The 16005-nt window shown below is 43.3% G+C and carries 10 protein-coding genes; 7 read left to right on the forward strand and 3 right to left on the reverse strand.

Annotated elements, in window-relative coordinates; genetic code table 11:
- Positions 1-78: 78 nt before the first annotated feature.
- Positions 79-1635, reverse strand: a complete 1557-nt coding sequence (locus tag BK026_RS03615) for a bifunctional GNAT family N-acetyltransferase/carbon-nitrogen hydrolase family protein (RefSeq protein WP_071814582.1) — start codon at positions 1633-1635, stop codon at positions 79-81.
- A gap of 235 nt (positions 1636-1870) precedes the next feature.
- On the opposite strand from BK026_RS03615, the gene BK026_RS03620 reads away from it, so the two are divergent.
- Together BK026_RS03620 and BK026_RS03625 are read left to right on the forward strand one after the other, a co-directional pair.
- Positions 1871-2542: a 2OG-Fe(II) oxygenase gene (locus tag BK026_RS03620; RefSeq protein ID WP_071814583.1), complete on the forward strand. Its 672-nt coding sequence runs from the start codon at positions 1871-1873 to the stop codon at positions 2540-2542.
- A 398-nt stretch (positions 2543-2940) separates the two neighbouring features.
- Positions 2941-4626, forward strand: coding sequence for a response regulator (locus BK026_RS03625; protein WP_071814584.1), 1686 nt, complete (start codon positions 2941-2943; stop codon positions 4624-4626).
- 64 nt (positions 4627-4690) lie between these two features.
- Here the strand turns inward: BK026_RS03625 and BK026_RS03630 are convergent, their stop codons facing one another.
- A complete protein-coding gene (locus BK026_RS03630; RefSeq protein ID WP_071814585.1) occupies positions 4691-7273 on the reverse strand; it encodes an ExeM/NucH family extracellular endonuclease in 2583 nt (860 codons plus the stop codon).
- Between the two features lie 311 nt (positions 7274-7584).
- A complete protein-coding gene (locus BK026_RS03635; protein ID WP_071814586.1) occupies positions 7585-8931 on the reverse strand; it encodes a DUF2252 family protein in 1347 nt (448 codons plus the stop codon).
- A gap of 246 nt (positions 8932-9177) precedes the next feature.
- Here BK026_RS03635 and ahpC point away from each other — a divergent pair, with 246 nt between their 5' ends.
- The 5 genes from ahpC (at position 9178) to BK026_RS03660 (ending at position 15930) form a co-directional block, all read left to right on the forward strand.
- Positions 9178-9741, forward strand: a complete 564-nt coding sequence (gene ahpC / locus BK026_RS03640; RefSeq protein ID WP_071814587.1) for an alkyl hydroperoxide reductase subunit C — start codon at positions 9178-9180, stop codon at positions 9739-9741.
- Between the two features lie 181 nt (positions 9742-9922).
- Entirely contained in the window at positions 9923-11512 is a 1590-nt protein-coding gene (gene ahpF, locus BK026_RS03645) for an alkyl hydroperoxide reductase subunit F (RefSeq protein ID WP_071814588.1), read from the forward strand.
- 259 nt (positions 11513-11771) lie between these two features.
- Positions 11772-13904, forward strand: a complete 2133-nt coding sequence (locus BK026_RS03650) for a TonB-dependent siderophore receptor (RefSeq protein ID WP_071814589.1) — start codon at positions 11772-11774, stop codon at positions 13902-13904.
- 9 nt (positions 13905-13913) lie between these two features.
- A complete protein-coding gene (locus tag BK026_RS03655; RefSeq protein ID WP_071814590.1) occupies positions 13914-14450 on the forward strand; it encodes a hypothetical protein in 537 nt (178 codons plus the stop codon).
- A gap of 10 nt (positions 14451-14460) precedes the next feature.
- On the forward strand, positions 14461-15930 hold the full coding sequence (locus tag BK026_RS03660) for a PepSY domain-containing protein (protein ID WP_071814591.1): 1470 nt from the start codon (positions 14461-14463) through the stop codon (positions 15928-15930).
- Positions 15931-16005: the final 75 nt, after the last annotated feature.

Here is a 16005-nt window from a genome sequence, read left to right on the forward strand (position 1 = left end):
GTATCGCTAATTTAACGTAAATTCTACGGCTTGCATTAAATGAATTGAGTTCCCCCCATATCGAGGGGAACGGCAGGGTTACGACTGTTCACCAATCCATTCAACGCGATAGAGATCGCGTCGTCTGTCTAGGTAATTTCTTACTGACCCCTCATTTTGAAGCTTGGTGAGCTTATCTAGATCCAAATCCACAATAAGGGTCATCTCAGTATTTGGCGTGGTCTCCGACACAATAGCATCGTGTGGAAACGCAAAATCGCTTGGTGAAAATACGGCGGTTTGACCATATTGAATATCAACATTGTCAACTTTCGGTAAATTACCTACGCTTCCTGCAATTGCCACATAACACTCATTTTCGATAGCCCTTGCTTGCGCACAACGACGAACGCGTAAATACCCATTTTTTGTATCAGTCCAAAAAGGAACAAATAAAATTTGCATCTCTTGGTCCGATAATATTCTTGCAAGTTCAGGGAATTCAACGTCGTAGCAAATTAGCACGCCAATTTTACCAAAATCAGTATCAAAAGTTTTTAGGCTGTTCCCACCTTTCATTATCCAATCTTCTTTTTCATGAGGGGTGGGATGCAATTTGTATTGACTTTCAATCGTGCCATCACGCTTACAAATATAGCTAACATTATAGAGCTGATCTTCCTCAACAATAGGCATTGAACCTGCAATAATCGTTATGTTGTAAGAGACAGCAAGGTGTGAAACGGCGGTAAGAATTTCATCGGTGTATGTCGCTAGATGCCAAATAGCATCTATAGACGAATCTGAGGGACTCAAACCCATTAGCGGGGCGTTAAAAAACTCTGGGAATAATGCAACATCACATGAATAATCTGATAATGCGTCAACAAAATATTCTACTTGTTGAAGCAGTTCTTCTACATTATTAAAGTAGCGCATTTGCCACTGTATACAGCCAATTCGAGCGCTACTTTTTCTGCTTGCGATCAAAGATTGGGTGCCTGGCTCGAAATAAATATTATGCCACTGTAATAGCGTTGCATAGCCTTTTGAAGCTTCGTCTTCAGGTAAATAAGCAGACATGACCTGCTTAACTTCAAATCCATTGGAAAGCTGAAACGTAAGGATCGGATCGTAGATATCTTTTAATTTTACTTGTTCAATGTATTCGTAAGGAGACAATTCGTGGGCGTAGTTTTTGTAGTTCGGAATTCGGCCTCCAGCCATAATCGATTTTAGATTTAGATTGCGACACAATTCTTTACGCGCTTCATAGAGCCTTCGGCCGAGGCGCAACCCCCGATATTCTGGAGAAACAATTACTTCAACACCATACAATACGTCGCCGTTTGGATCGTGCGTTGTCAAATAGGCATCACCAGTAATTTCATCGTAGCTGTGTTTATCACCAAATTGATCGTAATCTACGATAACGGAAATTGCGAAAGCGACAACTTTTCCTTTGTCTTCAATACATATTTGTCCCTCTGGGAACGTGGTCACTTGCGCTTTATAATTTGAGTAGGGCCACGCACCACCAACGTTGACATACACTTCATCCATCAAGGTTTTCACGTCGCTGTAGTCGTCTAGACGTAAGTTCCTTAAATCAAGGTGGTGCTCTGTTTCTTCTATTTGTGTTTGATCTTGACTCATTAGCTATCCCTTTACGTAAACCACATGCTTTTGAAATTTACACGGCTTTAGTTGCGTTTTTAATATAGTTGAAAAATAACAAGCAAAAAATATGCGCGATATTTACGTTTGTTCAAAGCGATAAGATTTTTTTATTTTATCGACAAAAAATTAGCGTGTAGAAACGATGGTCCACCTGTTGAAAGGCAAACTCTTCAGGCGTATAACCGCGGCTTGAATTTTTAGGTAACATGACATGAATATAGAGCCACTAAACCGTTATAAGCCTTTATATGTTTTTGATGAGGAAGTATTTGAAAATGTCGTCAGCGACTTAGTAAGCGATGGCGTTTCCATTCAAAAAGGAGGTATGCCATCGTTTGTAACGCAAGCGTTAATCGAATGTCAGGGAGCGCTGTCTTCGAATCATTATTCGCATGCAGGTATTGGTAGAGCGGATAAGTTCCAGCACGCATCTAAGATAAGAGGAGATGAAATTTGCTGGATAACTGGTGAATCTGAGCAGGGTGCACTGTGGCTAGCTTGGTGTGAAGCGCTTAAAACGTATATCAATAAAACGCTGTTTATGGGGTTGTTTTCCTTTGAAAGCCATTTTGCATGTTATTCACCGGGTAAATATTACAAACGCCATGTAGATGCGTTTAGAGGTCAAGGTAATCGTGTACTGTCTTTAGTAACTTATCTAAACGAGAGTTGGCAACCGCAGGACGGTGGCGAATTGATACTCTATGCCAACGATAATGATATTAATGGTATTTCTGTGTTGCCGGAAAAGGGCACATTTGTCGTGTTTTTGAGTGAAAAGTTTCCGCATGAGGTGTTGCCGTCGACACGTGAGCGTCACTCGGTGGCAGGCTGGTTTAGAGTGAACGGTAGTGTTAACGATAATATCGACCCACCAAAATAAACTAATATCGTTCCTCATAAATAACAACGCTCTCAAAAACGCGAGTCTCAAAAGCCTGTACTCTTTGACGTGTCAACTTGGTGTAGACTCGTGTACCTGTAATAAAGCGCGGAGATGACGGCTATCTTTCGACTCGTAGGGAAGCTAATCATTTATGTGGACTGGTATAAACCTATGATTCTATGCTATGTATTATTTTGTATAGCGCGTGCTAATCTTTTTGCGCGAACTATTTCGATTTCAACACGCTCTAATCTGTGTCGGGCTTATTAAAACGTGAGCTGCTGCGTGCAATAATGCTGCTCACAAGCATCAAGGCGGTGGGGCAACCATTTGATTACCCATCGTCTTGTAGATAAAAAAGCGCAAACAGGGAAAGCAGCGAAAAAGAATATCCAATGCTCGAGAATATACCAGCGCCAACACCAAAAGATGATATTAGCGTTTTAGTCATAGACAACCAAGGGCTAGTCCACGAAGTCATTGGCTCTGCTTTGCACGAAATAGGGATCAGAGAGGTAACCAGCGCTTTCAACGCATTTCATGCAAAACGATTGTGTGACGCCAAAGAGTTTGATTTCGTATTGATAGCGTTTAACGTTAGCCAAGACAAAGACGGCTTTCATTTATTCGAAGAGCTTAAACACCTAGGGCATATCAAAGATACAACAACGGTAATTTTCCTCAGTGCTGAAACCTCACCAGAGTTGGTAAACTGTATTGTTGAACTTCAGCCTGACGATTTTTGGGTAAAACCACTTCAACGCACGCTGGTAGAATCGCGATTAACGTATTTAATTCAGGCACGCCAGAAGCTTCACAAAATGCGCTACTGTATGCAAAATGGTGACTTTGCCGCGGCAATGTATTTTGCTGAAAGACATCTAAAAAATAATGATTTACAGGAATACCACCCCAGAATAAAACGCGTAATAGGCGACTGTTTGTTTCAATTAAAAGACTTTGAAGCGGCTGAAATCTACTATCGTGACCTATTGCAGACTATGGACCACGCGTGGGTTCACTTGGGCTTAGTGAAAACACTTTTAAAGCGAGACGCCTTGCAAGACACGCTGGCCGCCGTTGAAAATTTATTAGTTCGCAGCGATACAAAATTTCTCACCCTTGACCTCTTGGCACAGTTTTATATTGAAAAAGAACAGTATAACGATGCTTATGAACAAATGAAGGAAGCTAGCCGCTTGGCACCTCGGAACATTGAGCGCAATAAAAGACTTTGGGCACTTGCGCGTTTAAACCATGACAACGTGGGCCAATTATCCGCGGTACAAAATATGGCGAAATTTGCTAAGAATTCAATTCACGAATCGCCTCAACTAACGCTCAATGTCATTCGTTCTATTCTCGACCTTGCAACTAATTTGCAAGGAGATGAAAGCGAAAAGTACGTTACAAAAGCGGAAGCTGAACTTAATGATTTTGTTCAGGTGAAAGGCGTACAAAACTTTTTTAGTGACCAAGTCGATATTTTGAGGGCTCGTTTGCTGTGCCTCAAACAAAGAAAGACTGAGGCCGCAGCGTTGATGGAGCGGCACGTTGTGTCTATTGATGGCCTATCAATAGAAGATAGCCTTGATAAAATGAAGGCATTTCATGAACTTGGTATGCGAGAACAGTGTGCGCGAGTCATCGACGACTTACAGAAACAAATCCAGGGCGATGCTTTCGCGTCTCAAGTTGTTAATGCCTATTTAAATCAAGAGTCTATAGAGCGTAAGGAAATCCATTTTACCGCTAAAGAATTGAAGCACATGGCCACCGTCAACTATCGAGAAAATCGACTGCTTCCTGCATTTAATAATTTGAAACAAGCGATGACACTATCGCCTCACGATAAGCAATTAGCCCTCAGCCTACTAAAAGTGAGCGCACAGCTAAAGTGTTTAAGCATGCTCTCTGAACAGCAAGTTGAGGTAGCACTTAGGGCTGTCGACATGTTAGCGGCGCATTCGTTATCGATAGCACAAGCGAAGAAGCGAGACCAGTATATAGAGGCAATTGGATTTAAAAACAGTAATTCAAACTACGATGGGATAATGAGAGAGGTCGTGTCAAAAAACTAGTGCTTTGTAAAAAGGCCCACGTTATGTGGGCCTACAAATTTATTATTTATTAGACGCTGGCCTATTATTTTTTAACAGTAGAAAAGCGACGGCGAAAGCCAACCATAGCTGCTAGAAGCGCTAAGATACCTCCCATCGCGCCACCAGAGCTTTTTTCTTCATCCTGTGGCTCTTCGACAACAACATCAGCTACAAGATTAAACGTTGCAATGAAAGGATCATGATCTGAACTACGATATGGACCAATATCGGTGAAAGCATAACCCTCTTCATCTGGATAATGCTGAAGCGCTTGATCGTATTGTAACTGATAGGCTTCTACCGAGTTGATATTCCAGTGTGTGCCGTCGACGGCGTCTGCCAGCATTGCGTCATTCGCAAGTACATGGTCTAAACTACCCACTTGCTCTGACCCGAAGAACCAATATGAATAGCCGTTTTCGTCAAATTCTTTTGCCAAGTTACGGTATCCGTAGTTTTCTGTAACTTCCACAGACTCACCATCATTCATACCGGTATTAACAGCCGTCATGATGGTATAGCCACGTGCTTCTGGCGTATAGTCAGTGAGCACAGCTACAGGATCTTCTGCACTGTATGCATTTAAATCACCAAGAATAATTTTGCGTTCTGGTAAATTTTCATCGTCAAGTGCGTTGCCAAGCGTAACTGCAGCAGAAACGCGTAGCGCATTACAGCTACCTTGCAGCGTAGTAATTTGAGACGGCGAATCTGCACGGTCCTCAGCACACTGTGAACCTTTAGATTTAAAATGGTTTACTGCAACCGCAAAGGTCTTTTCACTCTCAATGTGGCTAAAGCTTTGTACAAGGCTTGGTCGCATACGAGCGAGACGATCTTCGCTAATTTGTTGCTCGGGCATTGCGACAATTTGCGCGTCACCAACAGGTGTTACTACTGAAGGCTTAAATAATAGCCCAACCGTAATTGCATCTGTGCCTATTTCCGCGCCGTCTGCAGTAGAAATAAATGAGTATTGTTCTGACTCACCAAGCTCTGCATTTACAACGTCTACAAGTGCTTTAATCGCGCTATCGTCTCCAAATGCGTCATTCTCAATTTCCATCAGTCCAACAACGTCGGCGTTTAAATTAACAATGGCAGAAACAATGCGGCCTTGCTGAAGAGCGAACTCGTTTTCGCTTTCCGCACCACGGTTACCGTCGAAGTCAAAAGTAACGTTGCCGTTTGAATCTACATCACCGTTGAAATAATTCAGTACGTTAAACGTGGCAACTGACAGATTTCCTTCAGTAACAGTAGGTGTAGCCTCTCGTGTTGACGTGAGTTCAATCACATCAGTTGGATTAATACGGTAGGTACCAAAGCTAAAATTAAGTGGGCCAGCGGCAGATACGCTATCGCCAACGCGAATGGCATCAGCATAACTAAAAGTAGGGTAGAAGCTTACCGCCTCTGGAAAACGAGAGCCGCTGCTGTCCTCAATGGTAAGTAAGCTGGCTTCACTCTCAGCTACGGCTTCATTGAAAGCATCAGTGAGTGGTGCAGCTACATCAGTTGGTTGACGTTTAACGCTGTCGCTTACCACAATTTCACCGAAACGCCACAGGTTGTTCAAGCTCGTCACTGTAGCATCTGTTACGCTAACCACCATGCCCTCAAGTGTTTCTAAATCAACCTCATACGGCATCGCTAACGACACAGGCGTAATCGCTTCAGCAGTACCACAGTCTAGTGCTGCTACGTCGGCGTTCATCTCAATGGTTGTCATACCAAAGTTTTCTTTAATTTCGCCGTGAAGTCGAATGGTATTTCCAACGCTAATTTCAGTGCTACCATCCACAAAAATACCTTCTGAGGTCGTGTCACTATCGTCGTTATCGGCAACTTCTTCTTGAACGAAAAATCCGCCGTCTCGCACACCTGTAATCACAGCTTCAACTGTGTGACCATTTCCGACTTCTCCAGAAGCGCTTTCGCTACCTTGAATTGTACTGATTAAGGTGGCGCTTGCACCACATACGCCAAGCTCAACCACTGGTTCTTCTGGTGTGACTACAACTGAGCCATCGCTATCTGTTGAGAACGTTGCAATGGGGAAGGCGGTGGAAGCTTCACTATTAGAAGATGAGTTGTCTAGCGCATTCACACCACTGAATGTCCAGTTGTTGGCGTCAAAGTTTCCGCCGTTAGTCACCTCTCCGGTATTGCGGTACGCCCATCCGTCAAGGTATTCCCAAGCAGTGCCGGTTCCATCGGTATTGATATCACCAAAAGTGTCAATTACACCGCCATTGTTAAATAACTCGATAGCGTCATCGCCATTTATACCCATTGCTGATGAGGTGTAATCTGGTGCATTTCCAAAGAATGCAGTAAAGCCATCTATCTCTGACGCCACATAGATATAAGACCCGGCACTTGCTGAAACCGCAGGGAAAGTAAACTCTTCGCCGTCGGTGCCACCGCCATTGTTTGCTGTGCCAATACCGTATTCAGACAAATCTGAAATATCATTTATGACATAAAGTTCGACAGCTTTTGGCACGCCACCAGAAAGCGGGCCATCGATGACACCGCTGATCACAATATCATTCGCTTGCGCTGAGGTTGCCGATAGGGCAGTCAGTATACCCGCTGATAGTAAGTTTAATGATGTTTTCACGTCATTTTCCCTTTGTAGTATTCGTTATTTTTTTTAGTGCTTATTCATCACTGGCTGCGCAAGAAAGCCGTTTGTTGCGCGTTTAAGCACAGTGATGAATCAGATTTTGCTTGCAATCTTTCAATTGCAATGACTACCGTAAAGGGGTTTCGTAAAGATAGATATAACTTAACCTTATTCAAGCTGATTTTTAACTTATACCTTAAAAACAAAGGGTTAAGTGTTTTGGGTAAGTTTATTTATGCCTTTGGGTTGTAATAATTTAGCTTCACTACCGTTAAATAATGCTATTGAGGTTTTTAAAGTAAAAATTAATTCGTATATTTATTGAAAGGCGTTACTTCGTTTTTACATAGCTCAGTGAAAAGCGAGTGATCGTAGAGTACCTGTTCTACATGGTGCTTCGCCAAACTGATAAGTGATTCTTTATGCTGTGCAATTATTGGGTATGCTTTCTGTGCGAATCGAGTACTGCGTCTATCGCCACGACAGTGAGCCAATGCCAACGTGTATCCGCACAGTTGGGCAAAATAAGACAATCCACCGGCTATCGCTTTTTTGCCCATAACAATATCTGCTGGAGTAATTCCTACTCGCGCGTGATGTCTAGAGCGGACCAAGAAAAGCGAGTCATTAAAGCTAACCGAATCGAGAATAAGATCAGGTTTTCGCTGCATTCGTCGTTGACTTCGCGCGGTTAAATGGGCTGCATTCAGTGCATTCACTGGATTCATATCCGGGAAAAAGTACAGCGGGGCAGCACATCGCTGCTGTTTCACTTCTACAACATGACAGTAAGAAATATGTGTTGAAGAGTAGGGAACGGATGGGCCAACAAGAAAGTAATACCGTTCCATATTGACAGAACCTGTTCCTGACCGTACGCGGCGGACGATATCAATAATAGTATCATCCATATAGGGGGAAAATGCCGCATGAAGGAGTTTATAGTCGTCACGAGACAGTGCTTCAAACTTTGATGGTAGGGTTTTAAACGATATGGCATTGCTCGAAACAGCGATTGCTTTTGCTAGAGCACTTTTTGTTAAAAATTCTATTCCCCCCGCCGAGCGTCGTACTGCTTTGTCGTAAAGCTTCGATAGCTTACTATTTATGGCATCGGGTCGATTATCCATGGCCTCATAAATGGTTTTCGAATCGTTGGTAACGCGTTCACAGGTCGCGGTGTAAGCATCGATAAATGCCATTTGTGCACGTATCACTGCTTCGTCATCGACAACCTGCTTAGACATATTTATGTCGTCATCACAATAATTGCCAAGGACAACACCGTTACAGTGTTGTTGTGCTAATGACAATGAGGAGATGAAGCGCAATATATCCCACTGTGCCTTACCTACGCATGCATCGTCAAAATCATTTGGTGAAAATATAACGGTATCTCCGTGGGAACCTTCTTCGGTGAGAAAGCCGAAATTTGAGCAATGACAGTCGCCTACAATGCTGGTGAGTGGAATTTCGTCAAATGCGTTAGGGAACGCAATCGTTTGATTCGCGATGTCAGCATAATATAATTGAGCGCTGCCTCGGAAAAATACAAAAGGGCTAGTCGTCATCTTTCTATGCTTTTCAAGGTTCGCTGAGGGATAAATCTTGTCTACAAGCGCGATATTTTCTTTTATAAAAGTTTCTCTCATAGGCTGTCTCACTGTTTTGTCTTAATTCTCGTTCAATTCAATAACCTGATTAAGCGATTCATTTTTACTAATTAGTGTTTTTCGTCACCACACGTTATTCTTATCACCAGTTCGAAAAGACATGATTTAAACGAAAAGTGATTATCTTCACCAAAGTGTAAAACCATGTCGACACAATAAACGTAAAGTTTGTATCTGCATGTGTTTAACGTGCGGAAATAATTTAAACCAAATGGAGAATTAAACATGGCATTGATCAATACTGCTATCAAACCTTTTAAAGCAACTGCATTTAAAGATGGCGAATTCGTAGACGTAAGCAGCGAAGACATCAAAGGTAAATGGGCAGTTTTCGTATTTTACCCAGCTGACTTCACATTTGTTTGCCCAACTGAACTTGGCGACATCGCTGATAAGTACGAAGAGCTTCAGTCTCGTGGCGTAGAAGTATTCTCAGTATCTACTGACACACACTTCACTCACAAAGCATGGCACGATTCTTCTGACACGATCAACAAGATTAAGTTTGCAATGATTGGCGACCCTACTGGCGAAATCACTCGTAACTTTGATTGTATGCGTGAAAACATGGGTCTTGCTGACCGTGCTACATTCGTTGTAGACCCAGAAGGTATCATTCAGGCAATGGAAATCACTTCTGAAGGCATCGGTCGTGACGCAGACGATTTAGTACGTAAGATTAAAGCTGCACAATATGTTGCAAATAACCCAGGTGAAGTTTGCCCAGCTAAATGGAAAGAAGGCGAAGCAACACTTGCACCTTCTCTTGACCTAGTAGGCAAAATCTAAGCAGCACGCTTAGCGCTTAATACCCTTACGGCCAGTGCGTTCAGCATTGTCGAGTATTAAGCATATAGATTGTAGGGAGTGGGTCTCCACTCCCTGATATTAACTTCCAATTTCCGCTTATGTTGTTGACCTATTCAAAGGTTGGCGGGGATCGGCGTGTCGAAAATAAGGCAGAATAACCGTGTTAACTAAAGAAATTTTACAAGCATTGAAATCATATGCTGAGTCAATGCAAAAAGACGTAACCTTTGTCGTACAGACCGGTGAACATAGCAAGCGCGAAGAGCTTGTAACGTTTCTGTCCGACATTGCTTCAGTAAGCGAAAAATTAAAAGTAGAAGAGCGTGAAACAAACGGCGAACTGCGCAGTGCTATCAGCTTCCTATTAGAAGCTGACGGCGAAGATACGGGAATTCGCTTTTCTGGTATCCCTGGTGGCCACGAGTTTAACTCTCTTGTACTTGCCATGCTGCACGCAGCGGGCACTGAACTTAAGCTAGATGATAGTGTTAAGTCGATGGTGAAAGCCGTAAATGAACCACTTAATTTTGAAGTATTTATTAGCTTGAGCTGCCACAATTGCCCAGAAGTCGTCCAAGCGCTAAATCAATTTGCATTGATTAACCCTAATATCAAGACCGAAATGATTGACGGCGGGTTATACCAAAATCTAATTCAAGAGCGCGACATTCAAGGTGTGCCTAGTGTATATCTTAATGGCGAGCTATTTGCGAATGGTAAAGTTGATGCTTCAGTACTGATAAACAAGCTCATTGAACGTGACCCAAGCCTTAAAGAAGCAAACAAAGGCGATGCGTTGCCGCTTCAGGACGTTACTGTTATTGGCGGTGGCCCGGCGGGCGTTGCTTCTGCAATTTATAGCGCGCGTAAGGGCCTTAAGGTAGCCATTGTTGCCGAAACCTTTGGCGGCCAAGTTAAAGATACAATGGGCATTGAGAACTTAATCTCCGTACCTAAAACAACAGGCCCTGAGCTTGTAGGTAACCTAATGGAGCACGTGCGCGATTACGATATTACGCTTAAAGAGCACGTACGTGTTGATAGTATTGAGAAAGGCAACATCAAGACCATTACGCTGTCTTCTGGTGAACAGATCCGCACACGCACAGTTATTGTAGCGACGGGGGCGCGTTGGAGAGAACTTGGTGTTCCAGGGGAAAAAGAAAACATCGGTAATGGCGTAGCATACTGCCCACACTGCGACGGCCCGTTCTTTAAAGGTAAAGACGTAGCGGTAATTGGCGGCGGTAACTCAGGGATCGAAGCGGCACTTGACCTTGCAGGCATTGTGAAATCGGTGACAGTATTTGAATTTATGCCAGAACTTAAAGCAGATAAGGTACTTATTGACCAAGCTGAAAAGCGTGACAATATTACTATTATCAAGAATGCGGCAACACGCCAAATTACTGCTCAAAATGGCAAAGTTAACGCTATTGAATACCAAGACCGTTCAACTAACGAAGTACACACTCGTGAACTCGCTGGTGTATTCGTTCAAATTGGACTTGTGCCTAACAGCCAGTTCATGAAAGGCACGGTTGACATGACACAATATGGTGAAATTATCGTTGATACTAAGTGTCACACGTCTGAACCCGGCATTTTTGCTGCCGGTGACGTTACGACAGTTCCATATAAGCAAATAGTGATTTCAATGGGTGAGGGCGCGAAAGCTTCGCTTGCTGCATTTGAATACTTATTAAGTCATGAAGTTGTAGAGTCGGAACTGGACAATGAAGCGGCATAGCTATTAGTTTATCGTTTCAGATAACCTTAAAAAGCCGAACTAACCATGTTAGTTCGGCTTTTTTATTTCGGTATACACTGACTTTCACCAACAACGAACTTTATTACGGTTTCTTTCTTATTTTTTGATAATGTTAATGACACTGGTTATCATTTGCGTGTGTATTTGATATATTAGACAAAAGTACTAATAAAATTATCAGTTCTTTTTATTCTTGAAATAGACAAACTGACAAAATTAACCACAGAAAATACCTAACATGAATAAGAAAATGCTTAGTTTAGCGGTAACAGTTTCACTGTTCTCTTACGCACATGCGCAAGAAAATGAAAATGAAACTAGCGTATATGAACCTGATAAAAGTGTTGAAAAAATAGAGGTGCTCGGTACGCGATCACCTTTCGGCGCTACAAAATCCAACACGCCTATTGTTGAACTAGCGCGTACTATATCCATTGAAACGGCACTTGATCTAAAGCAAAAAGGCGTATTAAATCTTTCTCAATCTGCTACGTATATGGCGGGTGTAACGGGTGAGTCCTATGGATACGCCACTCGCGTCGATTCAATATCTTCGAGGGGACTGAGTATTCCGCGCTACCGTGACTCCATTCAAGAATTGTTTGGTAGCTATAATTCCACGCGTGCTGAAATCTACACTATGGAACAGGTTGAGTTACTCAAAGGACCAGCCTCTGTACTTTACGGACAAGGTTCCCCCGGCGGGATAATGAACTACGTGTCAAAAGCGCCGACATTGGGTAAAGGTAGTGAAGTTGTGTTGTCTTACGGAAACTTCGATCGCGCACAAGTAGGGTTGGATGTGAACGGTAGCCTATCGGAAGATGATAAATGGATGGGTCGGTTTGTTGGAATTTATCGCAATGCTGACTCTCAGGTTGACTACGTTAGCGATGACACGCAAGTACTAATGCCGTCACTTTCCTTTATGCCTTCAGACGATACCACGCTAACCCTTATCGGACTATTTCAAGATACTAATAGTGATACAGCTGCGCAGTTTATTCCCGTAGAGGGCACGTTATTGCCTTTGGCTGACGGCACTTATTTACCTGATCAGGATGTTTACGCGGGCGAACCAGATTTTAATAAATTTGATACTAAGTCGAACCAGATTACCTTACTTGGCGAGCACTTAATTGACGATACAACGTCACTTTCATTTACCGCTTTATGGCGGGATGGCGAAGCAGACTATCACCAAGCTTGGCCAACTTTTACAGGTAGTACTCGCTATCTGAATGCTTTTGTAGGAGCACCCGTGGCGCCCACCGATACTTTTGTTCCCAGAACATTCTATCAAGCAGACAATACCTTCAGCCAACACGCCTTTGATGTTCGCCTGAACAAGCGCTTTTCAACAGGCTCCTTAGAACACGAGCTATTGGCGGGTGTCCAATACCAAAATGTAAAAACGGACGCTAACTCTGCTTATTATGCCGGTGGTGGTGTCTTGCAAGGTGACTTTAGATACATTTTAGATTTGGCCAACCCTGTTTATACGGGCGCGCCAGAACAGTCGGTATTCGATGCAATCTATAATGACGCGCCCGAACAAACTGTTACAGACAAAGGTCTTTATATATCAGACCAGGTTTCGTACAAGAACTGGAGAATGACATTGGGCTTGCGTCACGATCGCGTAGACAACGATACTGGCGTGACAGAGCAAGATGACACGCAAACATCTTACTCAGCCGGAATTTTGTACCGATTTGATAACGGTATCTCACCTTACCTTAGTTACGCTGAGTCGTTTGAGACAGTAGTGGGTTTAGATAATAATAATAGACAGCTTAAGCCAGAAGAAGGCCGTCAATATGAGGCAGGAATTAAGTATGAACTATCGTCATTTCCTGGTTTTATCACGCTGGCCTATTACGATATTGAAGTGTCTAATCTTCCTAATCCAAATGGATTACCAGACGAAGCGGAGCAACAGCAAGGCGTTGCGTCTATAGAAGGTGTTGAGTTGGAGGGGCGGGTAAACTTTGGCCAGGTAGCAGTGCAATTTGCTGCGTCAGTTATGGATGCAGAAGACCCTAATGGTTTCTCGCTGTCAGCGCAGCCAGATAGCAATGCGTCAATGTGGGTAACTTACTCACCCCTTGAGCTGGAAGCGCTGACCGTAGGAACTGGTGTTCGCTACGTGGGAGAGTCTGTTTCTGAAAACGGTGTTATAAGATACGACACGCCTAGTTACACCCTTGGCGATTTGATGATGTCGTATGCACTCTCAAACAATTTGAATGTGCAGCTGAACGTAAGAAATGTGACCGATAAAAAGTACCTCACCTCATGCTTATTCAGAGGGGACTGTTTCCCTGGAGTACGCAGAACGGTAACCGCGTCGCTTACCTATTCGTTCTAAGGAGTTATCATGCTTTCAGTTGCAGCGGGTGGGATAACAATTGCAGCCCTAGGGATTATCTATAAAAGTTGGCGCGTTCAAGCGCCAGCTTTTCTCTACCTAGGTCTTGTCGTATGGCTGCTTTCAGCAGTGTGCTGGTCCTATGCCCAGGGGTGGGAGTTTGGCGTATTGTATGCGTTGTGTATTCCTTCCATATTGGTATGGCCATTCATTGCTTTTAACCAAACGCATTTACCACAGCCTCAAAATACACCTCAGCCAAGGCGCTTCGACTTCTCGCGAGGTACCGTGTTGAAGAACATTGCAAACTACATAGTGGTGCTTGTTGTCCTGTTAGTTGTCAGTGTGTTACTCACGCTTGGAATATGTGCACTACTCCCGTTCTCAATTGCTGGTCAATTAGCTACAGCAACCGTGATTTTACCAATACTGTGGGGGCTTATTGTTTATCACTATTTTGCCACAGCCCACAAAATTAAAGTAACTGCTGGTTACGCGGTTTTATCTGCGTTGTGTCTACCAGTTGTTATTTTCTTACCCATGTAGGTGAATATCGATGGATAAAGTTACAAAACAAAATGCATTAAATGCGCATACTTGGGTTGGTGTTTTTTTAAGTGTATTGCTTTTTTTAGTATGCCTTTCCGGCACCATTGCCGTTTTTCATTTAGAGTTCGAAAGGTGGGAGCAACCACACATTGAGGAAATGGAGAATGTAACGCCTGAAGCTATTGAAAAAGCCATGGCGACTTTTCTCGCTCAAAATACGCAAGAGTCTCATCACCTTTACGTGGTATTCCCTACTTCAGATATTCCACGGCTAGTTGTTGAAAACGACCATGCCGCTTACTTTGCTGACAGCGATGGAAATTTATTAGAAAAAGAACGCGTTTCTTTTACACAGATGCTGGTGGACCTGCATTTGTATTTAAATTTGCCGCATAGCTGGGGAATGATTTTAGTCAGCGCCCTTGGTGCCATTATCTGTACGTTGGTAATCACCGGAATTATCGCTCATAAGCGTATTGCCAAAGATGCATTTAAGCTTCGCAGGGGCGGAAATGGGCAGCAAGCACAAATTGATTTACACAATCGTTTTGGTCTGTGGGCCGCACCTTTTCATTTAGTTATAGGCATTACTGGTGCGTATTTCGGTATGGCGGGTATTATTTTGGTTGTGGTTGCTACGCTTAACTATGGCGGCGACCGAGATGCGGTAATTGACCAAATATTCACCCCTGATCCGGTATTGAACCCACAGCAGGGTGAGCCTGCTATTGGTAAAGCTTTTGCGCAAATGGAAACCTTAGCGCCTGAGAAGTCGCCAATTTTTTTAACGGTACACGAGGTGGGTAAGCCTGAACAGTTCATTGAAATTTACGCCAAAGCGCCAAATAGGATGATTTACGCAGAGGGATACCGTTTCGATACCGCAGGTAATTATATCGGAAACGCTGGTTACGAAGAGGGAGAGTGGGGAAAACAGTTGATATGGGCGATGTATCGGCTGCATTTTGGTGACTTTGCAGGCTTAACCAGCAAGTGGTTCTATTTTGTACTTGGGGTAATGCTCACCATGCTGTGTGTCTCTGGAATGGAGATTTGGCTATCTAAAAAAGCACATCCACCTTTAGCAAGCAGACTTTGGTACGCAGTAGTGTGGGGGAGTGTAAGCGCCTTGTCATTAACCGCTGTAGCCGATATGTTTTTTACCGGATCACTCATCGTTGTTTTTTGGTGCCTGATGTTGATTAATATTATTGTCACGGCCGCAGTACAGTCACTAACAAAGCCTGTTTGGTTGTTCATATCGGGTGTAAGCGTGGTTATATTGTTAGCGACATATGCCGCTGTGCATCAAGGCGCCACACTTAACGTTGCTTCTCTTCAGTTGAACATACCTATGGTGTTGTACGCTGTGTGGAGTTTACATCGCGGAAGTATTTTACTCCACCGCAGTAAGCGTGCCGGTGAAATGACTAAGAGAGAAACTCACAATGCGGTATGCGACGTTAAACCGACGTAAACTGTTAGGCGAAGAGAGTGTGGTGAACAAACTCTCTTCGCAAAAAATAAAAATTCAACTGACAAAATCTTAGTT

The organism is Alteromonas sp. V450 (genome assembly GCF_001885075.1).
Classification (GTDB): Bacteria; Pseudomonadota; Gammaproteobacteria; order Enterobacterales; family Alteromonadaceae; genus Alteromonas.

Bases quoted from the DNA above. Each gene is read 5' to 3' on its own strand.
- BK026_RS03620 (WP_071814583.1), top strand. From the start codon at position 1,871: ATGAATATAGAGCCACTAAACCGTTATAAGCCTTTATATGTTTTTGAT.
- BK026_RS03650 (WP_071814589.1), top strand. From the start codon at position 11,772: ATGAATAAGAAAATGCTTAGTTTAGCGGTAACAGTTTCACTGTTCTCT.
- ahpC (WP_071814587.1), top strand. From the start codon at position 9,178: ATGGCATTGATCAATACTGCTATCAAACCTTTTAAAGCAACTGCATTT.
- BK026_RS03660 (WP_071814591.1), top strand. From the start codon at position 14,461: ATGGATAAAGTTACAAAACAAAATGCATTAAATGCGCATACTTGGGTT.
- BK026_RS03615 (WP_071814582.1), bottom strand. From the start codon at position 1,635: ATGAGTCAAGATCAAACACAAATAGAAGAAACAGAGCACCACCTTGAT.
- BK026_RS03655 (WP_071814590.1), top strand. From the start codon at position 13,914: ATGCTTTCAGTTGCAGCGGGTGGGATAACAATTGCAGCCCTAGGGATT.
- BK026_RS03635 (WP_071814586.1), bottom strand. From the start codon at position 8,931: ATGAGAGAAACTTTTATAAAAGAAAATATCGCGCTTGTAGACAAGATT.
- BK026_RS03625 (WP_071814584.1), top strand. From the start codon at position 2,941: ATGCTCGAGAATATACCAGCGCCAACACCAAAAGATGATATTAGCGTT.